Raw genomic sequence first — 23360 nt, 5'->3', positions numbered from 1 at the left:
GGGACTCAATGGGCCCAGATTGTCTGGGCTGACGCTATCGCGAGCAAGCTCGCTCCCACAGTGAATTGGTGTTGGCTCGATAGTCGGCTCGACACAAAACGCCTGTGGGAGCGAGCTTGCTCGCGATGACAATCTTTCACTCCCCAGCTCTATCAGCCACCCCCCCTGTGGCGAGGAGGCCTCAGGACAAAAGGATCAGTGCGCCTCGTCCCAGTTATTGCCCACGCCCACTTCCACCAGCAACGGCACGTCCAGCGTGGCGGCGGTGCTCATGTGCTGGCGGATTTCCTCGCGCACCTGGTCGACCAGGTCTTCACGCACTTCCAGCACCAGTTCGTCGTGGACCTGCAGGATGACCTTCGCATCCAGCCCGGACGTCGTCAGCCAACGGTCCACGGCGACCATGGCTTTCTTGATGATGTCGGCCGCCGTGCCCTGCATCGGCGCGTTGATGGCGGTGCGCTCGGCGCCTTTGCGCAGGGCCGGGTTTTTCGCGTTGATGTCCGGCAGGTACAACCGGCGACCGAAAATGGTTTCGACAAACCCTTGTTCGGCCGCCTGGGCGCGGGTGCGTTCCATGTACGCCAGCACACCCGGGTAGCGAGTGAAGTAGCGGTCGATGTAAGCCTGGGACTGCTTGCGATCAACGCCGATCTGCTTGGCCAGGCCGAACGCGCTCATGCCATAGATCAAGCCGAAGTTGATCGCCTTGGCGCTGCGGCGCTGGTCATGGGTGACGGCTTCCAGCTCGACGCCGAACACCTCGGCGGCCGTGGCCCGGTGCACGTCCAGGTCGTTGCGAAAGGCGTGGAGCAGCCCTTCATCCTTGGCCAGGTGCGCCATGATCCGCAGCTCGATCTGCGAATAATCCGCCGCCAGCAGCTTGTAGCCTTTCGGCGCAACGAACGCCTGGCGGATGCGTCGGCCTTCGGCCGTGCGAATCGGGATGTTCTGCAGGTTCGGGTCGATGGACGACAGGCGCCCGGTCGCGGCGACGGCCTGCTGGTAATTGGTGTGGACGCGGCCGGTACGGCTGTTGATCTGTTCCGGCAGGCGATCGGTGTAAGTGCTCTTGAGCTTGCTCAGGGAGCGGTACTGCATCAGCACCTTGGGCAGCGGGTAATCCTGCTCCGCCAGCTCGGCGAGCACCGCTTCGGCAGTGGACGCCTGGCCCTTGGCGGTTTTGCTGAGCACCGGCAAACCGAGCTTTTCGTACAGGATCACGCCCAATTGCTTCGGCGAACCCAGGTTGAATTCCTCACCGGCGATGGCAAACGCCTCACGCTCCAACGCCACCAGTTTTTCGCCCAACTCGACGCTCTGTACGCCCAGCAGGTTGGCATCCACCAACGCACCCTGGCGCTCGATGCGCGCCAGGACCGGCATCAGCGGCATTTCGATGTCGTTGAGCACCGGGCCCAGGCTTGGCGTGGCGGCCAGTTTTTCCTGCAAGGCCTGGTGCAGGCGGAAGGTCACGTCGGCGTCTTCGGCGGCGTAAGGGCCGGCCAGTTCCAGGGAGATCTGGTCGAAGGTCAGTTGCTTGACCCCTTTGCCCGCGATGTCCTGGAAATCGGTCTTACTCTGGCCCAGGTACTTGAGCGCCAGGCTGTCCATGTCATGGCGGGTCGCGGTGGAGTCCAGCACATAGGATTCGAGCATGGTGTCGAAAGCGATGCCCTGGACCAGAATGCCATTGTCCTGGTCGCCACCAATGGCGCAGTTGGCCAGGATGTTGGTTTCGAACTTGGCGTGCTGGCCGACCTTGAGCTTGTTCGGGTTTTCCAGCAGTGGCTTGAGCGCCTTGAGCACCGTGTCGCGGTCCAGTTGTTCCGGCACGCCCATGTAGGAATGGGTCAGCGGGATGTAGGCCGCTTCGAAAGGGGCCACGGCGAACGACAAGCCGACCAGTTGCGAATGCTGGGCATCGCCGCCGTTGGTTTCGGTGACAAAGGCAAACAGCGGCGCTTTGTCCAGTTTCGCCAGCCACGCCTCGAAGCGCGCCTGATCGAGAATGACCTCGTACTTGGCTTCGACGCCGCCGGGCTGTTCTTCGGCAACTTCGACGATCTCCTGGCCGGCACGCTTGGCGTCGCGCTGGTTTTCTTCGAACCAGCTCTTGAATTCCAGCAGGGTATACAGCTCGGCGAGCTTCTCGTGATCCGGTTGGCCCATTTGCAGATCATCGAGGCCGACGTCCAACGGCACGTCGACCTTGATCGTCGCCAGCTCATAGGAAAGGAACGCCATTTCCTTGTGCTCTTCAAGCTTGGCGGCCAGGGTCTTGGCGCCACGAATGGGCAGGGTGGCGACGATGTCCAGTTGCGCATACAGCTCGGTCAGGCCGCCATTGACGCCTACCAACAGGCCAGATGCGGTCTTCGGCCCGATACCCGGAACGCCCGGGATGTTGTCGGACGAATCGCCCATCAACGCCAGGTAATCGATGATCTGCTCTGGAGCGACGCCAAACTTCTCCTTCACGCCAGCCACGTCCAGGGCGCTACCGGTCATGGTATTGACCAAGGTAATGTGCCCGTCGACCAACTGCGCCATGTCCTTGTCGCCGGTGGAGATCACCACCGGACGGTCGGCCGCCGCGCTGCTGCGGGCCAGGGTACCGATCACGTCATCGGCTTCGACGTTGTCCACGCACAGCAGCGGGAAGCCCAGGGCCTTGACGCTGGCATGCAGCGGCTCGATCTGCACGCGCATATCGTCGGGCATGCTTGGGCGGTTGGCCTTGTATTCGGCGTACAGCGCATCGCGAAATGTCCCACCCTTGGCGTCGAACACCACGGCGAACGGACTGTCCGGATACTGCTTGCGCAGGCTCTTGAGCATGTTCAACACGCCCTTGACCGCACCGGTCGGCAGGCCTTTGGACGTGGTCAGCGGTGGCAGCGCGTGAAAGGCGCGGTACAGATAAGAAGAACCGTCCACCAGGACGAGGGGGGCTTGGCTCATGAGCAGGATCAACCTTTTCGGCGGGTCCGGGGCTAGAATAGCGGGACCGTTGACGACAAAGGGACAAGGTTATCATGCGTACACTAAATCGCCTGTTACTGGCTGGCTTGTTTGCAATCACCCCCGTTGGCCGTCATGGCGGCGGACGACGCACCCTCGGCGGACCCGGACGTCACCATCCGCACCGAAGGGGATAGAACCATTCAGGAGTATCGGCAAAACGGCTTTTTGTACGCGATCAAGGTCACGCCCAAGAACGGCAAGCCTTATTTCCTGGTACGCGCCGATGGCACTGATGCAAACTTCATCCGCTCGGACCAGCCGGATATGCTGATCCCTTCGTGGAAAATCTTTGAGTGGTAGTACCGCTCTGCACTTCAACCGGCGCCCGCTGAAGGGCGCCCGTACTGGCAGTTTTAACCATGTCTGTGTTCACGCCCCTGGCTCGGCCCGAGCTGGAAACCTTTCTCGCCCCTTACGGGCTTGGCCGTCTGCTTGATTTCCAGGGGATCGCCGCCGGCAGCGAAAACACCAATTTCTTTATCAGCCTGGAGCAGGGCGAATTCGTCCTGACCTTGGTCGAGCGCGGCCCGGTGCAGGAAATGCCGTTCTTCATCGAGCTGCTGGACGTGCTGCACGACGCCGACCTGCCGGTGCCTTACGCCTTGCGCACCACCGACGGCGTCGCGCTGCGGGAACTGGCGGGCAAGCCTGCGCTGTTGCAACCGCGCCTGGCCGGCAAGCACATCAAGCAGGCCAACGCCCAGCACTGCGCCCAGGTCGGGGAATTGCTGGCGCATCTGCACTTGGCGACCCGCGACAACATGATCAAGCGCAAGACCGATCGCGGCCTGGACTGGATGCAGGAGGAGGGCGCCAAGCTGCTCTCGCACCTCGACGCCGAGCCGCGTCGGCTGCTCGAAGCGGCGCTGGATGAGATCAACCAGCAGAAGGTCGGCATCCTGGCGCTGCCGCGCGCCAACATCCATGCCGATCTATTTCGCGACAATGCGATGTTCGAAGGCACGCACCTGACCGGCTTGATCGACTTCTACAACGCCTGCTCCGGGCCGATGCTGTATGACGTCGCCATCGCCTTGAATGACTGGTGCTCGGATGACGACGGCGTGCTCGATGGCCCCCGGGCGCGGGCGCTGCTGGGTGCCTATGCGGCGCTTCGGCCGTTCACCGCCGCTGAGGCCGAGCTGTGGCCGACCATGCTGCGCGTGGCGTGCGTGCGGTTCTGGCTGTCGCGGTTGATCGCCGCCGAGTCGTTTGCCGGGCAGGATGTGTTGATTCACGATCCGATGGAGTTCCAGCAGCGCTTGGCGCAGCGGCAGACGGTTCACACGGTGTTGCCTTTCGCCCTTTAAACAGCATCGCGGGCAAGCTTTGCTCCCACAGAAGCAAGCGACTTTTCCTGTGGGAGCAAGGCTTGCCCGCGATGAAGACGATGAAATCTTTCAGAGATCGAGTCGCCTATTTCGCGAGCAAGCTTTGCTCCCACGGGGTCACAACGACTCCAGGCACCCCGCCAAATCATTCCCCAACTTCTCCAACAACTGCTCATACCCCTGCGCTGTCGCCGGGGTATAGCCGCCCAGTGCATCCAGTTCTGCCAGTTTCACCGGCAACCCGGCCACCAGGGTTTCGGCCAAGCGCGGGCGCAGGGGCGGTTCGCTGAAGACGCAGGTCTTGCCCACCGCTTGCAAGCGCGTGCGCATCGCCGCCACGTGCTGGGCGCCGGGCTGGACTTCCGCGGCCACGGCGAATACCCCGGCGTGCTTGAGGCCATAGTTGTCTTCGAAATAGTCGAACGCTTCGTGGAACACGAAATACGGCTTGCCCGCGACCCCGGCCAGACGGGTCTTGAGGCGCGTGTCCAAGGCATCGAGGCGCTGGTTGAAGGCCTGCAGGTTGCTTTGATAGCGGGCCGCGTTGGCCGGATCCGCCGCGCTCAGGTCTGCCGCCATTTTCGCGGCGATCACCCGCGCATTGTGCGGCGATAACCACAGGTGGGCATCCACGGTGCCGGGGCGATGGTCGTGATCGTGTTCATCGGCGTCATGGTCATCGTCCTCGTGGGACGCGCTGTCCTGGGCGAAATGCCGCAACTTGAGCCCTGGCAGCTCCTGCACTGCAACGGAGGGCAGGGTACGACCGTTCAACACCCGCGGTAGGAAACCTTCCATGTCCGGCCCAATCCAGTACAGCAGGTCCACCGACTGCACCTTGCGCACATCCGAGGGCCGCAGCGCATAGTGATGCGGCGAAGCCCCAGGCGGCAGCAACACTTCCGGAACCGCCACGCCGTCCTGCACGGCGGCGGCAATCAGTTGCAACGGCTTGATGCTGGTGAGGACCTTGACGTCGGCCTGGGCCGGGCCGATCAGTAGGAAACTTGCGACAAAAGCGACAAAGAGCGAAAAAAATCGGGACACGATGACCACTCGAAGAGGCGAGAACGGGTAACATAATAACGTCTCTCACTGAACTCGTCGCTGCCCATGCCTATTACACCCCTTGCCAGTCGCCCCCACGACCACTCCCACTGCGTGCACAGCGCGCTGTCCGAGGCCGACGCCATCTGCGCGCGCCAAGGGTTGCGCCTGACCGCCCTGCGTCGGCGCGTGCTGGAATTGGTCTGGCAGAGCCACAAGCCGCTAGGCGCCTACGACATCCTCGCCGTGCTCAGCGAGCAGGACGGTCGCCGCGCCGCGCCGCCAACGGTCTACCGGGCGCTGGATTTCCTCCTCGAAAACGGCCTGGTGCATCGCATTTCGTCGCTGAACGCCTTCGTCGGCTGCAACCATCCGGAGCACGCCCACCAAGGTCAGTTCCTGATCTGCCGCGAATGCCACGCCGCCATCGAGCTGGAACAGAAATCCATCAGCGATGCCATCATCGCCAGCGCCAAGGACGTCGGCTTCGTGGTCGACACCCAGACCGTCGAAGTGGTGGGTCTGTGCTCCGGCTGCCAGGGGGCCTGATGAGCAACGCGCTGATCCGCCTCGAGCAGGTGGCCGTGACGTTCGCCGGCCAGAGCGTGCTGGACAACATTCACCTGAGCGTCGAGCCGGGGCAGATCGTGACCTTGATCGGCCCCAACGGCGCCGGCAAGACCACCCTGGTGCGCGCCGTGTTGGGTTTGCTCAAGCCCGACAGCGGCAGCGTCTGGCGCAAGCCCAAATTGCGCGTCGGCTACATGCCGCAAAAACTTCACGTCGACCCGACGCTGCCCCTGTCGGTGCTACGCTTCCTGCGCCTGGTGCCTGGCGTGGATCGCGCACGGGCCTTGGCCGCGCTTAACGAAGTCGGCGCCGAGCAGGTGATCGACAGCCCGGTGCAAAGTGTCTCCGGTGGCGAGATGCAGCGCGTGCTGCTGGCCCGCGCCCTGCTGCGCGAACCTGAACTGTTGGTGCTCGACGAGCCGGTGCAAGGGGTCGATGTGGCAGGCCAGGCCGAGCTGTACAGCCTGATCACGCGCCTGCGAGACCGCCACGGTTGCGGCGTGCTGATGGTGTCCCACGATTTGCACCTGGTGATGAGCACCACCGACCAGGTGGTCTGCCTCAACCGCCACGTCTGCTGCTCCGGGCATCCCGAGCAGGTCAGCGGCGATCCGGCCTTCGTCGAGCTATTCGGAAAGAACGCACAAAGCCTGGCGATTTATCACCACCACCATGACCACGCCCATGACTTGCATGGCTCGGTGGTCAGCGCCCCTTCCGCTTCCAATCATGTTCATGGAGATGGCTGCAAGCATGGCTGATTTTCTGCTGTACGCCCTGCTCGCAGGCCTGGCACTCGCGCTGGTCGCCGGCCCCCTGGGCTCGTTCGTGGTCTGGCGGCGCATGGCCTATTTCGGCGACACCTTGTCCCACGCGGCGTTGCTCGGCGTGGCCCTGGGGTTTCTGCTGGATGTCAGCCCGGCGGTGGCAGTGACCGTCGGCTGCCTGCTGCTGGCGGTGGTGCTGGTGACTTTGCAACACCGCCAGCCGCTGGCGTCCGACACGTTGTTGGGCATTCTCGCGCCGAGCACCTTGTCCCTCGGGCTGGTGGTGCTGAGCTTCATGCATGATGTACGCATCGACTTGATGGCCTATCTGTTCGGCGACCTGCTGGCGATCAGTCCGACGGACCTGTCGTGGATCCTCGGTGGTAGCGCGGCTGTGCTGTTGCTGCTGGTCGCGCTGTGGCGGCCATTGCTGGCCGTTACCGTGCACGAAGAGCTGGCCCGGGTCGAAGGCTTGCCCGTGCTGGGTTTACGGTTGGCGCTGATGCTGCTGATTGCGGTGGTCATCGCCGTGGCGATGAAAATCGTCGGTGTGTTACTGATTACGTCATTGCTGATCATTCCAGCGGCTGCGGCACAGCGTCACGCCCGCTCACCCGAGCAGATGGCCCTGGGCGCGAGCCTGCTGGGCATGCTTGCAGTGTGTGGTGGGCTGGCACTTTCCTGGTTCAAGGACACCCCGGCCGGCCCGTCGATCGTGGTCAGCGCCGCTGCGTTGTTTCTGCTGAGTTTTGTCCTGCCTCGTCGAGGGGTGTAGACTTGCTCGCTTTTTGCGCAAATAGAGAGTCGCAGGAATGAAGCCGTTCGCCTCCCGTTATCTGCTCCTTGTCGCATTTTCCCTGCTGCTGGGCGCGTGCCAGAGTACACCGCCGGTCACCCAGGCTCCCGATACGCGGGGCCCGGCCATCGCGCAGCTCGAGCAAAGCCTGGCCAGCAATGAGCTGGCCACCGCTGAAGACCAGCTGGCCGCCTTGCAAGCCCAATCGCCCGAAGACCGGTCGCTGGAACCTTACCAGCGGCAACTGGCCGAGGCGTATTTGCGCCGCAGCCAGATCGACTTGCAAAAAGGCGATGTCAATGCCGCCGCCACTGCCCTGAGCCGCGCCCGAGCACTGATGCCCAAGGCCCCGGCCCTCACCGGCGAGGTCAACAGCGCCATTGCCGAGGCCCGCAAGGCCGAGCTGGAAAAAGCCGAGGCCGACCTCAAGGCCGCCGAAGCCAAACCGGTCGCCAAGGTGATCGATCCGAGCGCCCCCAGCACCACGGTTGCGCTCAACCTCGCCGATATACAGCAAATGCGCCGACAACTGGATGCCATCGCCGCTGATGTGGTGAATTATCAGTGTGACGTCAGCATCCAGGCGCCGCGCACCGATGACTATCCATGGTTGGCGACGTTGCTGACCAAGCGGGTCAAGAAGCTGGACCCTGGGTTTGATCTGAAGCTGCAGAAGCAGATTTTGCGCAGTGTGCCGGCCCAGGTCGTGCTGACTCCTCGCAAGCCCTAAAAGCATCGCGGGCAAGCCTTGCTCCCACAGGTTAATTCGATCTCCTGTGGGAGCAAGGCTTGCCCGCGATAGCGTCCTATCAGCAACAAAGCGCTTTCAGACAACCCTCAAGCCGGAACAGCCTTCGCCTTCGGCTCCCGCGCCCAAACCCGATGCTGAGCAATCGCCGCAAAAAACCGCGAAAAACCGCTCGCATCCGCGTCTTCGATCAACCCCGCATCCACCTCCAGCTTCAACTCCACCAACAACTGCCGGGCCTCACCATGAAGCCCAATGGCTTTCAGATGCTTGTAGGCCTCCAGCACGTAATGCAACGCCACGCCGTCGCGACTCAAGGCCTTGATCGACTCCGCGCCACCCGGTACGAATACCGCGTCAAAGGCAATCGACGGCAAGCCTTCCATGGACGCATCTACCGCCAACGTCTGCCCATCGGCGGTGGTCACCGGCGCCGAAGTCGGCCCCAGCACTTTGGCGTGAGCGCCCTCGGCCTCCAGGGCCTGCTTGAGGGCATCGATGATCGCCCCATCGACACCGTTGGCCACCAGCACCGCCACTTTTCGCGTCTTGATGTCGCCGGACAGCAGGTTCGCCTGACTCAAGGCTGGGGATTGCTCCAGCGAAGGCGTCGGAACATCGACAGTCCCCGCGGTCGGCGCCGGCAAGCCGAGGTTTTTCGCTACCCGCCCAGCCAGCTCCAAGTCGATGTTGGCGAGGATCTCATTCACCTGCCGCTTCCGGATGAACTCCCGCTCCACCTTGCCCAGCTCGAAGCTGTAGGCAGCGATGATGTGCTCTTTTTCGTGGGGGCTCATGCTCTTGTAGAACAACCGCGCCTGGGAGAAATGGTCGGCGAACGAATCGCTGCGTTGGCGGATCTTGTAGGCATCGATACGCTCTGGATAACTTTCAAAGCCGCCGTCTTCCGGGCCGGGCGGGGTTTCCTTCGGCCAGCCACCGTCGATGGAGTTCGGCTCATAGGACGTGCGCCCCTTGTCGATGGTGGTGCGGTGCATGGCATCGCGCTGGCCGTTGTGCACCGGCGTGATCGCCCGGTTGATCGGCAGCTCATGAAAATTCGGTCCACCGAGTCGGCTGATCTGCGTATCGGTGTAGGAAAACAGCCGACCTTGTAGCAGCGGATCGTTGGAGAAATCGATGCCCGGCACGATATGCCCGGGGCAGAACGCAACCTGCTCGACTTCGGCGAAGAAATTGTCCGGGTTGCGGTTCAGCACCATCTTGCCCAGGGGCGTGATGGGCACCAGCTCTTCAGGGATGATCTTGGTCGGGTCGAGCAGGTCGAAGTCGAAGTTGTGCTCGTCTTCCTCGGCGACAATCTGCACACCGAACTCCCATTCCGGGTAGTCGCCCATCTCGATCGACTCCCAAAGATCGCGACGGTGGTAGTCCGTGTCCTTACCAGCGAGTTTCTGAGCTTCGTCCCACACCAATGAACACGTCCCGACTGTAGGGCGCCAGTGGAATTTGACGAAGCTGCTTTTGCCTTCAGCGTTGATCATGCGGAAGGTGTGCACGCCGAAGCCTTGCATGCTGCGCAGGCTTTTCGGAATGGCCCGGTCGGACATCGCCCAGATCACCATGTGGGCCGATTCCGGCACCAGCGAGACAAAATCCCAGAAGGTGTCGTGAGCCGAACCGCCGGTAGGTATTTCATTGTGGGGCTCGGGTTTCACCGCGTGGACGAAGTCGGGAAATTTGATCGCATCCTGGATGAAAAACACCGGCATGTTGTTGCCCACCAAGTCGAAGTTGCCTTCCTCGGTGAAAAACTTGACCGCAAAGCCACGCACGTCGCGCACGGTGTCGCCGGAACCTCGTGGACCTTGCACAGTGGAAAAACGCACGAACACCGGGGTTTTCTTACTCGGGTCTTGTAGGAAACCGGCCTTGGTCAGCGCCGAATGCGCCTCATAGCTCTGAAAGTAGCCATGGGCGCCAGTGCCGCGGGCGTGGACGATGCGCTCCGGGATGCGCTCATGGTCAAAGTGCGTGATTTTTTCACGCATGATGAAGTCTTCCAGCAGCGAGGGACCGCGAGCGCCGACACGAAGGGTGTTCTGGTTATCGGCGATTTTCACGCCTTGGTTGGTGCGCAACGCCTGTTCGGTGGCGTCGGAGCGAAACTGTTCCAGGCTTTCGAGCTTGGCGTTGGTGTTGCCGCGATCCAGGGTGTCGGTCCCGGCCAGTTGGCTCTTGTTGACCGTGGGCTTGTTGATACTCATCAGGCATGACTCCTCTTTACGTTCCTCGCCGTGGCCAGGACTCTTGAGTTCGATGCCGCAGGCACATGACCTCGGCATTTCGAGTGGCTTAATGAGTGACCGACGCCGTTTGGCCGTGTTCCTTTTTTATGGCCTTTGATCGCGTTATTGCCAAATGACAGGTCTGATCGCAAATAAATGCTAAGAACCTCTATACGGACAGGCTAAAATGCGCGCCCGGCTAACCGCTGATCCTTTTCCAACGCGCCCCACAAGGTTCGCTACGTGATCGAGTTTCAAGACGTCCATAAAACCTACCGGGTCGCCGGTAGGGATATCCCCGCCCTGCATCCGACCAGTCTGACGATTGAGAACGGTCAGGTCTTCGGCCTGATTGGCCATTCCGGTGCGGGAAAAAGTACCCTGCTGCGCCTGATCAATCGCCTGGAGGATTCCACGGGCGGCAAGATCATCGTCGACGGCGAAGAAGTCACCGCCCTGGACGCCAGCGGCCTGCGCCGCTTCCGCCAGCAAGTCGGGATGATCTTCCAGCACTTCAATCTGCTGGCGTCCAAGACCGTGGCCGACAATGTGGCCCTGCCACTGACGCTGGCCGGCGAATTGTCCCGCAGCGAAATCGACCAACGCGTCGCCGAGCTGCTGGCGCGGGTAGGGCTGTCCGACCACGCCCGCAAATACCCGGCGCAACTGTCCGGCGGCCAGAAGCAGCGCGTCGGCATCGCCCGCGCCCTGGCGACCAAACCCAAGATCCTGCTATGCGACGAGGCCACCAGCGCCCTCGACCCGCAGACCACCGCCTCGGTGCTGCAACTGCTAGCGGAAATCAACCGCGAGCTGAAGCTGACCATCGTGCTGATCACCCATGAAATGGACGTGATCCGCCGCGTTTGCGATCAAGTAGCGGTAATGGACGCCGGTGTGATCGTCGAACAAGGCCCGGTGGCCGAAGTGTTCCTACATCCGAAGCACCCGACCACCAAGCGTTTCGTCCAGGAAGACGAGCAGATCGACGAAAGCGAACAGCGCGACGATTTCGCCCACGTGCCAGGGCGTATCGTGCGTCTGACGTTCCAGGGCGACGCGACCTACGCGCCGTTGCTCGGCACCGTCGCCCGGGAAACCGGGGTGGACTACAGCATCCTCGCCGGTCGTATCGACCGCATCAAAGACACCCCCTACGGGCAACTGACCCTCGCCATCACCGGCGGTGACATGGAGGCGGCGTTTGCCCGCTTCACCGCGGCCGATGTCCACATGGAGGTGCTGCGCTAATGGAACTGTTGAGTTCGTTCTTCTCCAACATCGACTGGCTGGAAATCTGGCTGGCAACGGGCGACACCTTCCTGATGCTGTTCGGTTCGCTGCTGTTCACCGTGCTGCTCGGCTTGCCCCTGGGCGTGTTGCTGTTCCTGGTGCAGCCCGCGCCAGTTGCTCGAAGCCCGCGGCGTGTATGCGCTGCTGTCGCTGATCGTGAACATCCTGCGTTCGCTGCCGTTCATCATCCTGTTGATCGTGATGATCCCGTTCACGGTATTGATCACCGGCACCTCCCTGGGCGTGGCCGGCGCGATCCCTCCGCTGGTGGTCGGCGACACCGTTCTTCGCCCGCCTGGTGGAAACCGCCCTGCGCGAAGTCGACCGCGGCATCATCGAAGCGACCCAGGCCATGGGCGCAACGACGCGGCAGATCATCGTCAACGCCTTGCTGCCGGAAGCCCGCCCGGGCATTTTTGCCGCGATTACGGTGACAGCGATTACGCTGGTGTCCTACACGGCCATGGCCGGTGTGGTCGGCGCCGGTGGTTTGGGCGACCTGGCCATCCGGTTCGGTTACCAGCGTTTCCAGACCGATGTCATGGTGGTCACAGTGGTGTTGCTGCTGGTGCTGGTTCAGGTCCTGCAAACCGTGGGCGACAAGTTGGTTGTGCATTTTTCTAGAAAATAAGGCCTCGCGGCCGATAAACCATGAGCCGGCCATTCGCTGGCAGGCGCCGAGAGCAGGCGCTTCAAAAGGAGTTAGCTGAATGAAGAAACTACTGGTTGCCTTCGCTGCCGCCGCAGCGTTTTCCGCCCACGCCGCCGACACCCTGACCGTCGCGGCCACCCCGGTGCCGCACGCGGAAATCCTCGAATTCGTCAAACCGGCATTGGAAAAGCAAGGCGTAGACCTCAAGGTCAAAGTCTTCACCGACTACATCCAGCCCAACGTGCAGGTTGCGGAAAAGCGCCTGGACGCCAACTTCTTCCAGCACCAGCCGTACCTGGATGAGTTCAACAAGGCCAAGGGCACGCACCTGGTGAGCGTGGCCGGTGTGCACCTGGAACCCCTGGGCGCTTATTCCAGCAAGTACAAGGCACTTACCGAACTGCCGGGCGGTGCCAACGTAGTGATCCCGAACGACGCTACTAACGGTGGTCGTGCGCTGTTGCTGCTGGCGAAGGCTGGGGTGATCAAGTTGAAGGATTCGAACAACATCCTGTCGACGACCAAGGACATCACCGAGAATCCAAAAGATTTGAAGTTCCGCGAGCTGGAAGCGGCGACCATTCCGCGGGTGCTGACTCAGGTGGATCTGGCGTTGATTAACACCAACTATGCGTTGGAGGCCAAGCTTGATCCTTCCAAGGATGCGTTGGTGATTGAGGGTAGTGACTCGCCTTATGTGAACATTCTGGTTGCCCGTGAGGATGATAAGGACAGTGAGGCGATGAAGAAGCTGGTTGCGGCTTTGCATACGCCGGAGGTGAAGGCTTTTATTCTTGAGAAGTACAAAGGGGCGGTTTTGCCGGCGTTTTGAGCTGATCAGGTGGTGAAAAAAACGGGGCTGCGTGGGAATGCAGGCCCGTTTTTTTTGCTCGGAAATATGCGTGATGGGCAAAAATCCGCAAGATCACGGGCATTCATAGAAATATCTGCGGGCTTTCGTGTTTCTGGAGCGTTAAAAAAGCGAACCCGACGCAAGATGTCGGGTTTGCTTTTGGGAAGGATGTTTATTTGCTATCGCGGATCAACGTTATCCAACACCCGGTTAGCCAGCAATGAACTCAGCTCAATCAATTGCTGGATGCCGAGAAGGATGTGGCGGCGCTGACCTTCCAGATCGAAGGCCAGGTTGCTGACCATCGCGTCGGCTGCCGCCAGGGTTTCGCTGAGGTTGGCGAGGAGGGATTCGTTGTCGGCGTTTTTTGCGACGGTGAAGAGCTGGCCCGGTTGGGACGTATCTTCGGACTTTTCCGGTTTTGGGAGCAGGTAGTGATCCAGGACGCGTTTGGTGGCTTCGTCGTGCTTTTTGGCCTTGGATTTGGTGCGCGGGGGAGCTTGGTCCGCCTCTGGCGGATTCGGTGTAGGTTTGAACATGTACTAAGTCCTATAGTTGAAGCCGCAACCCTCTAGCTACTAAACAAGGGGTGGCAGCTGTACGCAGGTTAGTAGACCGGGGACTTAGCAAGCCGGCGCGCCCGAGGGCGCCCTGCGCACAACCGCCATCAAATACAGGCATGGAAATACCTGATTGATAGAGCTTTGCACCTTACTAAATACCTCGGGCTACTAAACCCGACCACTGATGGGCAGTGGCAGGAAAACGATAGAACCCAGGGGCAAGGTGCACAAGCGGGCGGATTCTGGCGTAGTTGTAGGTAAAGGCGCAAGGTTGGGTAGCCTGGTGGACGGGTTGGGGTGGGAGGATGAACATGTGGTGTTTATGACCTGTAGTTCAGGCTAGAGGGATACTTGAGAAGGGACGGGGTAGCTGGCACGGGTTGGTCTGTAGGAATGTGTTTGGATGGTTTGGGGCTGCTGCGCAGCCCAGCGGGAGCAAGCTCCCTCGCCACAGACTTTTGGTTGCATGGAGATTTTTGGGGTTGCTGCGCAACCCAGCGGGGATAAATCCCCTCGCCACAAGGGACTGCGTTATGGATCGATGGTGTGGATAAGCGCCGCTGCAATCGAGGAGCTGAAGGCCATCGGATCCGCTTCATTGTTCTACAACCCTCATGATAAATTCACGCCGCGACCTCTAATCAATAGAGGCCATTCAGGGAGAGAAGTGAGTGATCAAGTCTTTGTTGGTTGGGGCATTGCTGGCAATGGCATCCGCATCGGCATCTGCGATGAGTTGCGATAACCCTAGAAACGCCTATGACAGAACCTATTGCGCGTCGCTGAAAATGGTTCAGTCGGATCAGGACATCAACGATCAATACAAGAAGACGATGAGTGCTCTGAACCCGGAGCAAAAGAAAAAGGTGAAAGCCGCTCAAATCCAGTGGATCAAAAATCGTGACAGCGCCTGTTCCAACGATGGCCTGCTCTACCTGGACTGTGCCAATGAGAAGACCGAGGCGCGTATCGTCATACTCAAGGCTGTCGAGCGCGAGTGCCGTGCTGCCGGTTGCGACGATGCCAAGCTGTCGCAAGTCGAGTAACCCGTAACAACTTGCCTTCGCTGAAAAACCCGACCTAAAGCGTCGGGTTTTTCTTTGGCGGGTTCACCCGTTATTGCGGATTGATTCCAGCCTGCTCCTGTAAAGAAGATGATGCACAGTTTGGTTGTAGGAAGGGTTGGGGCTGCTTCGCAGCCCAGCGGGGATAAATCCCCTCGCCACAGTAATTCAGTTGTTTGCGTTGGTGGCAGGGTGCCACAATCGCCGCTTTAGTTGCGTCACGATCAGGTGGATCAAATGGGTGGCCCAAGATCTCGCAATGGCCAGGATTTTTGCATAGCCGAGCAGGTGCGGACTGATCGATTGCAGCAACTGTTTCGCCAATCCGTTTCTGCGGTGTTCGGCAGTTACATGGCTGCCATCATGTTGAGTTGGCTGTGCTGGGATCGGTTTGAGCACAGCATCATTCTTTGGTGGCTGGGCATCCTGACCGCATCGACGCTGTTGCGTATCGCGATGTTCGTTGCCTATTTTCGCAGCGACGAAAGTGAGCGTACGCCTCAACGCTGGGAGCGCAGGTACTGGGTCACGTTGGTGCTATCCGCCAGCATCTGGGGCGGCGGGGCGTTTGTGGTCATGCCGGCGGACGATCTGTTGTCCCAAGCACTGGTCATGCTCTTTACCGTCGGAATGTCTGTCAGCGCGGTGTCCTGTTATTCGGCCTACCGCGATATGACGCTAGCCTCCATTGGCCTGGTGTTGTTTCCGTGTACCGTCTGGCTGCTGTTTCAACCGTCGCCGATTCAAGTCGGCATGGCCCTTTCGATCCTGGTGTTCGCCGCATTTGCTGCCCGCGCCACACACAAAATGTCCCAGGCCCTGGAAGTCGCCTTTCGTCTTACCCGTGAAATGGAACAGGCGAACAGCATTTCTACCCGCGCCGCACAAACCGATGAACTGACCGGCCTGAAGAGTCGGCGGGCTTTTTTCGAGCATGCCCAGCAGCTCTACGACGAATGCAAGACCAACCGGTTAGGGTTGTGCGCGGTCATGTTGGACATGGATCACTTCAAGCACATCAACGACACCTACGGCCATCAGGTCGGGGATCAGGTTTTGCGCGAGATGGGGATGGTCATCAGTTCGTCATTTCGGGCGACGGATATTCACGGCCGACTAGGTGGGGAAGAGTTCGCCATTCTGCTTCCTAACACTTCCATCGAAGTCGCCACCCAGATCGCAGAACGGCTCATTGATACGATTGCGGGTTTGATGATCGAGCCTGTCCACTGCATAACCGCCAGCCTTGGCGTCGCGTCGACGGAGGCCTGTAACAAGGACCTTCACAGCTTGATGAACGATGCGGATAAGGCCCTGTATCGGGCGAAGGCGCTGGGGCGCAATCGAGTGGCTGTTGCTTAGTCGGGTTGGCTTTGCATCATCCGTCGGAACTGGAAAAAACAAAAACCGCCATTCGGCGGTCTTTTTTGTATCGGCAGAACTCAGGTTCTGGCACCAGCCATGCGGCCAACGGGTTCAAGCTCCTTACCCTTGGCGAGGCTAACCGACAAGAACTGGCGCTCAATACTGGTCGCGCAACCAGCCAGACGGCGGGCTTCCGCTTGGTACTGAGCTGCAAGCAAGGGCTTTGGAGTGCGCTTGGAAGTCTTCATGGAAAACTCGTCAATAGAATTGGGGATCATGTTATGCCTCGTTCACCGCTATAACAAGGCGCCGCTGGTCGTCGAAATCGAAGCCCAGATACTGGTACCACTGGACGGCCCCAGGGTCAGGCTCAAAAATCTCAATCTCGCTAAGCTTCAGCATTCGCGCGTATCGGCTGATCGCGATCAATACTAAACCGGCAACTTCACCCTTTAGAGGATGAGTGACGTCAGGCTTGCCCTCCAGGAGGACTACCTTGATGGACAAGGTGCTTGATTTTGGAGTGGCAAAGCAAAGTCCACATAACTCTCGGTCATACCACAGAGAAAGGTCAAACGCTTTCCCGTCGCGATTCTTCCACCCAGGTATATCCTCCCATGGATAAAGTTGGGCCTCTGAGCCCCATAGATAGCATTGTTCCAGCGCCTCTTGAGCTATCGGCTCGTACCTTATCCGCTCAACATCAATACCCTTCTCCGCTAGTGCCCTAGGATCGTCCACCAAAAACTCTTTAGCGAGCTGCATTGCGGTCGAGCGGAACATCTGATGTTTAAAATCGCTAATGCGTGGCCGTTTCATGTGGCAAATACGATGATGGGCAGTGGCAGAAAACAATAGAACCCGGGGACAGGGCGTACAAGCAGGTGGGTTCTGGCGTTGTTGTAGGCAAAGGCGCAAGGATGTGTGGGCTGGCGGAAGCGTGGTGGTGGGAATGATCGAGAAGCCCATAATTCTGCTTTGAACTCCCTCTCTCCGAAGGTCTGCAATTGCGCTGGACCTGCTGATCCTCCCTAGCACTTCCTTCTCCTTGGTCCACCTCGCGACCCACGCGAGCTGGAGACACTGCGCCGCCATAAAATAAATCTCTTTTTAGATCAAACGGTTAAATCAAAATCGATAAATTTTTAAAAATTTATCTTGCGCGCTAATTATTCATCCGTTAACTTTACCTCAACTGGTTAGCGCACAAACATTTAGCGCAAGCCAAAACGATCAAATCAATCAGCAAAAGAGGAAACACCATGAACGTTCTCTATACCGCAGTCGCAACCTCTACCGGTGGCCGTGATGGCCGTGCTGTTTCCAGCGACAAGATTCTCGACGTGAAACTGGCCACTCCAAAAGCCTTGGGCGGCGCCGGTGGTGAAGCCACCAACCCTGAGCAGTTGTTCGCCGCCGGCTACTCGGCTTGCTTCATCGGCGCATTGAAGTTTGTCGCCAGCCAAAGCAAACGCAGCATTCCTGCTGACGCTTCGATCACGGCACACGTTGGCATCGGCCAGATCCCTGGCGGTTTCGGTCTGGACATCGACCTGCACATCAGCCTGCCAGGTCTGGATCAAGCCGATGCTCAAGCGCTGGTCGACGCGGCTCACCAGGTTTGCCCGTACTCCAACGCGACACGCGGCAACGTCGACGTCCGTTTGCACGTCACCGTCTAACTCACTTCATCTACGAATAAAAAGGATCAGGACATGAACACTTTCAGCAAAACTCTCGTTGGCTCGCTTCTGGCTCTGTCGCTCGGCAATGCGTTCGCGACTTCTTTTGTTCAACCTACGTTCGCTGAGGGTGGTTCGGATCGCCTGATCGAAAGCCGCGTAGCCGAAGGCGGCTCGGATCGACTCATCGAAAACCGCGTAGCCGAAGGTGGCTCGGATCGACTCATCGAAAAACGTGTCGCCGAAGGTGGCTCGGATCGACTCATCGAAAAACGTGTCGCCGAAGGCGGCTCGGATCGACTCATCGAAAAACGTGTCGCCGAAGGCGGCTCGGATCGACTCATCGAAAAACGTGTCGCCGAAGGCGGCTCGGATCGACTCATCGAAAAACGTGTCGCCGAAGGTGGCTCGGATCGACTGATCGAAAAACGTGTCGCCGAAGGCGGCTCGGATCGACTGATCGAAAACCGCGTAGCCGAAGGCGGCTCGGATCGACTGATCGAAAACCGCGTAGCCGAAGGCGGCTCGGATCGACTCATCGAAAAACGTGTAGCTGAAGGTGGCTCGGACCGACTGATCGAAAACCGCGTAGCCGAAGGTGGCTCGGACCGACTGATCGAAAACCGCGTAGCCGAAGGTGGCTCGGATCGCTTGATCGAAAACCGGGTAGGCTGAACAAACCCTTCACCGCTCCGAAAACCGGTCATATCAACCCATGTCGCTTCCAAAAGAAAAAACGCCGCTTATCTCTCATGAGGAAGCGGCGTTTTTTTGCAACGTGTCATAGGACCCTAAACGATGCTATCCACCACACCACCATCCACGCGCAGCGCCGCACCGGTGGTGGCCGAGGCCTGTTCCGAGCTGGCATAGATGATCATGTTGGCGACTTCCTCGACCCGTGCCGCACGCTGGATAATCGATGTGCTGCGGTGCTCGTTGACGAAATCCGCCGCGACTTTTTCCAGGCTTTCCCCGCTGCGCTCGACGTCTGCCTGGAGCATCTGGGCAACACCTTCGGAAAGGGTCGGCCCAGGCAACACCGAGTTCACCGTCACGCCCGTGCCGGCGAGGCGCTTGGCCAGGCCGCGAGCGATGGAAAGTTGGGCGGTTTTGGTGAAGCCGTAGTGGATCATGTCGGCGGGAATGTTCACGCCCGATTCCGACGAAACAAACACAATCCGCCCCCAACCACGCTCGACCATACCCTGGGCGTAGGCCCTGGAAACACGCACGCCGGACATTACGTTGGTTTCGAAGAAGCGCTGCCATTCGCTGTCCGGCGTTTCGAAAAAGTCTTCCTGTTTAAAAATGCCCAGGTTGTTGATGACGATATCGAAGCTTGGGTGCTTGGCGACAAGTGCCTGACAGCCAGGCGCGTTGCTGAGATCGCCCACAAAGCCAGTCGCCCTTGAGGCAAGCTCGCCCAAGCGCTGCAGCGCGTCTTCCACGCTGCTCTCGCTGCGACCATTGATGACCACGTGGGCGCCGGCTTCCAGGAAGCCTTTGGCGGTCGCAAAACCGATACCGCTGGTGGATCCGGTGACCAGGACGTGACGTCCGGTGAAGTCGATTTTCATGAGGGGACTCCTTGATTAATGAACCAGAGGAAGTGAGATATTTCTGGCTGGACGGTAGTCCGACGAATTTAGAGGTGGTTTTGCCATTCCAACGTCGACGCTATCGCAGGCCCTTAATCATGGACACGATTGAGGCTTTGCGCCTCTTTGTGATCAATCAGCCGTCAGGAAGCCGACCACACTGCCAGTTCATAGCCATCCGGATCGATAAAGTGGAAACGCCGGCCACCCGGGAAAGCGAACACAGCACGGCTGATGGTCGCCCCTGCGGCTTCGAGCCTGAGCTGGGTGCCTTCAAGGTCATCCGCGTACAGGATGATCAACGGGCCACCCGGGCGCACGGGTTCACCGGTCGTGAAGCCACCGGTCAGTCGGCCGTCACTGAATTCGGCGTAGATCGGGCCGTAATCGACGAAGTTCCAGCCGAATACGCTTCCATAGAAGGCTTTGCTTCGGGCGATATCGTTGACATTGAGCTCGATGTTATCGATCTGACGGTCTTTTGCGCGAATGCCCATTGATGCTTCCTTGGCTGATTGGGGAGTAGGCGAGCTTAGGCCATTCAGCCCTCACTGAGCTTGAAAAAATCGATCCGGACGGCAGGGGTTGAGAGCAGGGGATGGCTTGTCGCCGATGATTTCCTCACAGGCAAGACGGCCCACAATCGCCGCCAGGGTAACGCCGGGGTGCATGACGCATACGTAGACGCCGCCGACCTGCGGAAGATAGCCAATGATGGGGATGCCATCGGCGGGCATGGGCCTGAACCCGACAAGAGCCGATTGCAGATCCAGGGAGACAACGCCGTGGAGTTCGTTCTTGATGGCGTTGGCCGTTCGCATTGCTATCGCCGCTGGTTGGTTTTCCAGGGCGCCGTCCAGATAGTCTTCGGCCGCTAGCAGCGTACCCTCCGGGGTTTGCCGCACTTCCATTTCAGGGCTGGAGATGAGGGTGTGTACCAGGTTGGGTTGCGACGTGTAACGAATGAAAATCGCCGGGGAAGCCTCTATGGGCAGGGAGACTTCAAGCAGGTCAGTCAGCTTCGTGGTGCCTGTGCCGGCTGCCAATACGACGACATCGGCTTCGATGGCGCCCGCGGCGGTTTCAACGCCCAGCACGGTGGAACCCTGGGTTTTAAAGCCGAGCACTGGCGTTTGGGTGAAAACGTTCGCGCCATTCACCTGGGCGCCAGCGATCAACGCATGGGTTGCTGCTACGGCGTCCAACGCGCCTTCTTCTGCCACATACGAAGCGAATTGAGGCGGGTTCTTGAGGTTTGGCTCAAGCTCGAGAATCTGCGATTGGGGTATCCGGTTTGCCAAAGCGGTTGAACTCGCGCCGTAAGATAGGGCGCCAGTCCATTGAATCTTCAGGCCGGGCAGTTGTGCTTCGAGTCGGCGGTATTCCTGAATGGCAGCACCACGTAATGGCGCAATGGGGTCGGGGTCGGCGTGTGAGGTATTGATCCAGGCGAATGAGCTGCCGGTCACGCCTGACGCGATGCCTCCGGCCTCGACCACGGTGACATTCGCGCCTTTGGCCGCCAGGTGGTAGGCCAGGGATGCGCCTACGATACCCGCGCCAATGACGATGACGCGTTTGCCTGGACCGTTATCCATTCGGCCTCCGTTGGGTTTGCCTGGGGGAATACGTTAGCCCGGTTGGGGCTGCTTCGCAGCCCAGCGGCAGCAAGTGCCCTCGCCACAGGGGTTGGATCAGGCACATCGCAGTTGTGGCGGGGGGATTGAGCGAAACACCCAGCCTTCAGGCCTGCGCGCTGAATCGCTGCGCAGCGCGCCGCTCAAGCATTGCCGCTTCCGTCTCTCGCGTCGCGAGTTCGCCTTTGTAGGCCAACTGATTGAAAAACAACCCGTCCGAAAACTCCTGGGGCGGTACCGAGCCGGGGCGCTTGAGCATCGGCGCCAGATCGATGGTGTTGGCGAAGTTTTCCTGGGTCAGGTTGTAGCGACCCAGGTAGCTGCCGGACCACGGCGAGTCGGCGTCGACCATGTCGATCGAGGCGTCGCGGAACGCAACGGCTGCGGCTTTCAGATCCGTGGATTCGTTGAGCAGATCCGTCAGCCGCCGGGTTTCCGAGCTGCTGAGCTGGCCGGCCGTGTTGAGCACCTTGAGCCTGCCATCGGCCTCGACGGTGAAGCCGTATTTCTTGCCGGCCAAGTCTGGATGGGTTGCCGAAAGCGTTGACTGGAATGTCTCGAAAGAGCTTTTCAGGGTGTTTTTCGCGCTCTCGGTGATGGCGGCATATCGAGGGAAATCTGGCGATTGGGATCGACCGATCCAGGTTTCGATGACCACCGGCGATTCCACCATGAGCTGGGTTTCTTCGCTGGGGTGGTAGATAGCCGCTGGGCCGGCGTCTGCCAGCTGCTTTACGGCGTCCGCTGGAGGATTGCTCACCAACTTCTGGTCGGAGCGGGTGAGGTTAGTGTTGGCGGGCGGGATATTGGCAGCGTTCAGGGAGAGGTCCATTTCATCGGTCCATGATTGGCGGATACCTCGGGTTATCGACAGCGGGGGACCAAGCTTTAGGCGAGGGGGGGCTGCTGCGCAGCCCAGCGGGAGCAAGCTCCCTCGCCACAGGAGGTTGGGGGTCAGTTAGTTATGTGGCGGCTGTGAAGGCGCTATCGCGAGCAGGCTCGCTCCCACAGGGATTTGTGATGGATGCGGTGTTTGTGAACAGCCCGGAAAAACTGTGGGAGCTGAGCTTGCTCGCGATGGCGGTGGGTCTGCTTGCATCAATGTTGAGTGTGCCGTCATCGCGAGCAAGCTCGGCTCCCACATGGGTTCTTGGGTGTTCACAAATCCTGCATTCACCACAACTAGCTCATGAAGCAACGGGCCTTCAGTACCACCGCGCCTCGCCCGGCGGGCGTTTCTTGAAGCGTTTCATGCTCCACATGTACTGGCTCGGGTAGGCCCGCACGTAGCGCTCCACCACTTGGCTCATGGCCGCGCATGAGGTTTCGGTGTCAGTGCTGTACATCGCGTCCGGGGCGGCTTCGAGGATGACTTTGTAGCCGGAGCCGTCCGGCAGGCGCAGGGCGTGGAGGAATACGCCGACCGCTTTGCCGCCAGCGAGCATGTTCGGCACGAACTTGCTGGTCAGGGCCTGGGTGGCGAAGAAGGGCACGAAGATGCCGGCGGATTCGGCCGGTTCCGGGTCGGCGGGGATGCCCACCTGGCCACCTTTGCGCACTTCCTTGATGACGCTGAGGATGCCTTCCTTGGTGGAGGCCGCGACTTTGTTGCCCAGTTGCACGCGTTGCTTTTGCAACAATTCATCCACCGCCTTGAGCTTGGGCGGGCGGTAGAAAATGATCGGTTTGCACTGGCTGCAATAGAAGTGGTTGAGCACTTCCCAGTTGCCCAGGTGGCTGGTGATGCCGACCACGCCTTTGCCGGAGGCCAGGGCTTCTTTCAGCACCTCCAGGCCTTCGACTTCGCGTACCAGCTCGATGGAGCGCTGGGCCGGCCAGATCCAGGCACAGGCGCTTTCGGTCAGGGATTTGCCGATGTCCTTGAGGCTCTGACCCACCAGACGTTCGCGCTCGGCCGGGTCCATCTCGGGAAAGCATTTGGCGAGGTTGATCCGCACCACGTCGCGGGAACGGTTGGGAAATTTCCACATGAGCCAGCCAATGGCCGAGCCCACCGCCTGCACTGCGCGCCAGGGCAGCAGCGCAAACAACCGCAGAGCGCCGACCAGCAAGGCGCCTTTCAACTTATCCACAGGTCACTCCTGAATGTATGGG

Annotated in this window: 22 protein-coding genes and 2 pseudogenes; 13 read left to right on the top strand and 11 right to left on the bottom strand. The window is 59.9% G+C overall.

Translation table 11 applies throughout. The annotated features are described in order from the left end of the window. Positions 1-195: 195 nt before the first annotated feature. Complete coding sequence (gene polA, locus PSH84_RS00180) at positions 196-2964, bottom strand: DNA polymerase I (RefSeq protein WP_305482103.1); 2769 nt, start codon at positions 2962-2964, stop codon at positions 196-198. 74 nt (positions 2965-3038) lie between these two features. Between polA and PSH84_RS00175 the strand changes: the two are divergent. After that, positions 3039-3327, top strand: a pseudogene (locus PSH84_RS00175) (DUF2782 domain-containing protein). Positions 3328-3386: 59 nt separating this feature from the next. Beyond that, positions 3387-4337, top strand: coding sequence for a homoserine kinase (locus tag PSH84_RS00170; protein WP_305482102.1), 951 nt, complete (start codon positions 3387-3389; stop codon positions 4335-4337). A gap of 138 nt (positions 4338-4475) precedes the next feature. On the opposite strand, the gene znuA is transcribed toward PSH84_RS00170, so the two are convergent. Further along, positions 4476-5405: a zinc ABC transporter substrate-binding protein ZnuA gene (gene znuA, locus PSH84_RS00165; protein WP_305482101.1), complete on the bottom strand. Its 930-nt coding sequence runs from the start codon at positions 5403-5405 to the stop codon at positions 4476-4478. Positions 5406-5471: 66 nt separating this feature from the next. On the opposite strand from znuA, the gene zur reads away from it, so the two are divergent. From zur to PSH84_RS00145, 4 genes are read left to right on the top strand one after another with little or no spacing between them, the layout of a single operon-like run. Continuing rightward, on the top strand, positions 5472-5954 hold the full coding sequence (gene zur, locus PSH84_RS00160) for a zinc uptake transcriptional repressor Zur (RefSeq protein ID WP_018602776.1): 483 nt from the start codon (positions 5472-5474) through the stop codon (positions 5952-5954). Further along, positions 5954-6736: a zinc ABC transporter ATP-binding protein ZnuC gene (gene znuC / locus PSH84_RS00155; RefSeq protein ID WP_134922192.1), complete on the top strand. Its 783-nt coding sequence runs from the start codon at positions 5954-5956 to the stop codon at positions 6734-6736. The genes zur and znuC overlap by 1 nt, the downstream gene beginning before the upstream one ends. Then, entirely contained in the window at positions 6729-7517 is a 789-nt protein-coding gene (znuB, locus tag PSH84_RS00150; protein ID WP_003196213.1) for a zinc ABC transporter permease subunit ZnuB, read from the top strand. The genes znuC and znuB overlap by 8 nt, the downstream gene beginning before the upstream one ends. A gap of 37 nt (positions 7518-7554) precedes the next feature. Further along, complete coding sequence (locus PSH84_RS00145) at positions 7555-8268, top strand: PA5502 family lipoprotein (protein WP_305482097.1); 714 nt, start codon at positions 7555-7557, stop codon at positions 8266-8268. A gap of 107 nt (positions 8269-8375) precedes the next feature. Here PSH84_RS00145 and katE read toward each other — a convergent pair whose 3' ends face one another. After that, entirely contained in the window at positions 8376-10514 is a 2139-nt protein-coding gene (gene katE, locus PSH84_RS00140; protein ID WP_305482095.1) for a catalase HPII, read from the bottom strand. 264 nt (positions 10515-10778) lie between these two features. On the opposite strand from katE, the gene PSH84_RS00135 reads away from it, so the two are divergent. The 3 genes and pseudogenes from PSH84_RS00135 to PSH84_RS00125 all read left to right on the top strand — a co-directional run bounded on the left by PSH84_RS00135 (position 10779) and on the right by PSH84_RS00125 (position 13312). Beyond that, complete coding sequence (locus tag PSH84_RS00135) at positions 10779-11786, top strand: methionine ABC transporter ATP-binding protein (RefSeq protein WP_063323627.1); 1008 nt, start codon at positions 10779-10781, stop codon at positions 11784-11786. Then, positions 11786-12459, top strand: a pseudogene (locus PSH84_RS00130) (methionine ABC transporter permease). The gene PSH84_RS00135 and the pseudogene PSH84_RS00130 overlap by 1 nt, the downstream one beginning before the upstream one ends. 79 nt (positions 12460-12538) lie before the next feature. Further along, positions 12539-13312 (top strand): MetQ/NlpA family ABC transporter substrate-binding protein, encoded by a 774-nt coding sequence (locus tag PSH84_RS00125; protein WP_116833818.1) that lies wholly within the window; start codon positions 12539-12541, stop codon positions 13310-13312. 200 nt (positions 13313-13512) lie between these two features. On the opposite strand, the gene PSH84_RS00120 is transcribed toward PSH84_RS00125, so the two are convergent. Further along, complete coding sequence (locus tag PSH84_RS00120; protein ID WP_305468976.1) at positions 13513-13872, bottom strand: DUF6124 family protein; 360 nt, start codon at positions 13870-13872, stop codon at positions 13513-13515. A 695-nt stretch (positions 13873-14567) separates the two neighbouring features. On the opposite strand from PSH84_RS00120, the gene PSH84_RS00115 reads away from it, so the two are divergent. Beyond that, positions 14568-14942 (top strand): lysozyme inhibitor LprI family protein, encoded by a 375-nt coding sequence (locus tag PSH84_RS00115; RefSeq protein ID WP_122567698.1) that lies wholly within the window; start codon positions 14568-14570, stop codon positions 14940-14942. 255 nt (positions 14943-15197) lie between these two features. Beyond that, entirely contained in the window at positions 15198-16322 is a 1125-nt protein-coding gene (locus PSH84_RS00110) for a GGDEF domain-containing protein (RefSeq protein WP_122567697.1), read from the top strand. A gap of 80 nt (positions 16323-16402) precedes the next feature. Here PSH84_RS00110 and PSH84_RS00105 read toward each other — a convergent pair whose 3' ends face one another. Together PSH84_RS00105 and PSH84_RS00100 are read right to left on the bottom strand one after the other, a co-directional pair. Then, on the bottom strand, positions 16403-16603 hold the full coding sequence (locus tag PSH84_RS00105) for a hypothetical protein (protein ID WP_305468974.1): 201 nt from the start codon (positions 16601-16603) through the stop codon (positions 16403-16405). 1 nt (position 16604) lies between these two features. After that, a complete protein-coding gene (locus PSH84_RS00100; protein ID WP_305468973.1) occupies positions 16605-17144 on the bottom strand; it encodes an N-acetyltransferase in 540 nt (179 codons plus the stop codon). A gap of 443 nt (positions 17145-17587) precedes the next feature. Here PSH84_RS00100 and PSH84_RS00095 point away from each other — a divergent pair, with 443 nt between their 5' ends. Together PSH84_RS00095 and PSH84_RS00090 are read left to right on the top strand one after the other, a co-directional pair. Further along, positions 17588-18007, top strand: coding sequence for an organic hydroperoxide resistance protein (locus tag PSH84_RS00095; protein WP_030139009.1), 420 nt, complete (start codon positions 17588-17590; stop codon positions 18005-18007). 33 nt (positions 18008-18040) lie between these two features. Continuing rightward, a complete protein-coding gene (locus PSH84_RS00090; RefSeq protein ID WP_305468970.1) occupies positions 18041-18682 on the top strand; it encodes a phage infection protein in 642 nt (213 codons plus the stop codon). Between the two features lie 116 nt (positions 18683-18798). Here the strand turns inward: PSH84_RS00090 and PSH84_RS00085 are convergent, their stop codons facing one another. The 5 genes from PSH84_RS00085 to PSH84_RS00065 all read right to left on the bottom strand — a co-directional run bounded on the left by PSH84_RS00085 (position 18799) and on the right by PSH84_RS00065 (position 23338). Then, positions 18799-19587, bottom strand: a complete 789-nt coding sequence (locus PSH84_RS00085; RefSeq protein WP_122567695.1) for an SDR family NAD(P)-dependent oxidoreductase — start codon at positions 19585-19587, stop codon at positions 18799-18801. Between the two features lie 164 nt (positions 19588-19751). After that, positions 19752-20105 carry a VOC family protein gene (locus PSH84_RS00080; RefSeq protein ID WP_305468969.1) on the bottom strand — a complete coding sequence of 118 codons (354 nt, stop codon included), beginning with the start codon at positions 20103-20105 and terminating at the stop codon, positions 19752-19754. A gap of 51 nt (positions 20106-20156) precedes the next feature. Beyond that, complete coding sequence (locus PSH84_RS00075; protein ID WP_305468967.1) at positions 20157-21206, bottom strand: NAD(P)/FAD-dependent oxidoreductase; 1050 nt, start codon at positions 21204-21206, stop codon at positions 20157-20159. A 145-nt stretch (positions 21207-21351) separates the two neighbouring features. After that, entirely contained in the window at positions 21352-22077 is a 726-nt protein-coding gene (locus tag PSH84_RS00070) for a hypothetical protein (protein WP_122567692.1), read from the bottom strand. Between the two features lie 373 nt (positions 22078-22450). Continuing rightward, positions 22451-23338 (bottom strand): lysophospholipid acyltransferase, encoded by an 888-nt coding sequence (locus PSH84_RS00065; protein ID WP_122567691.1) that lies wholly within the window; start codon positions 23336-23338, stop codon positions 22451-22453. Between the last annotated feature and the right edge of the window lie 22 nt (positions 23339-23360).

Origin of the sequence: Pseudomonas beijingensis, from assembly GCF_030687295.1 — a bacterium.
Classification (GTDB): Bacteria; Pseudomonadota; Gammaproteobacteria; order Pseudomonadales; family Pseudomonadaceae; genus Aquipseudomonas; species Aquipseudomonas beijingensis.
This window is presented reverse-complemented; position numbering and strand designations above follow the sequence as displayed.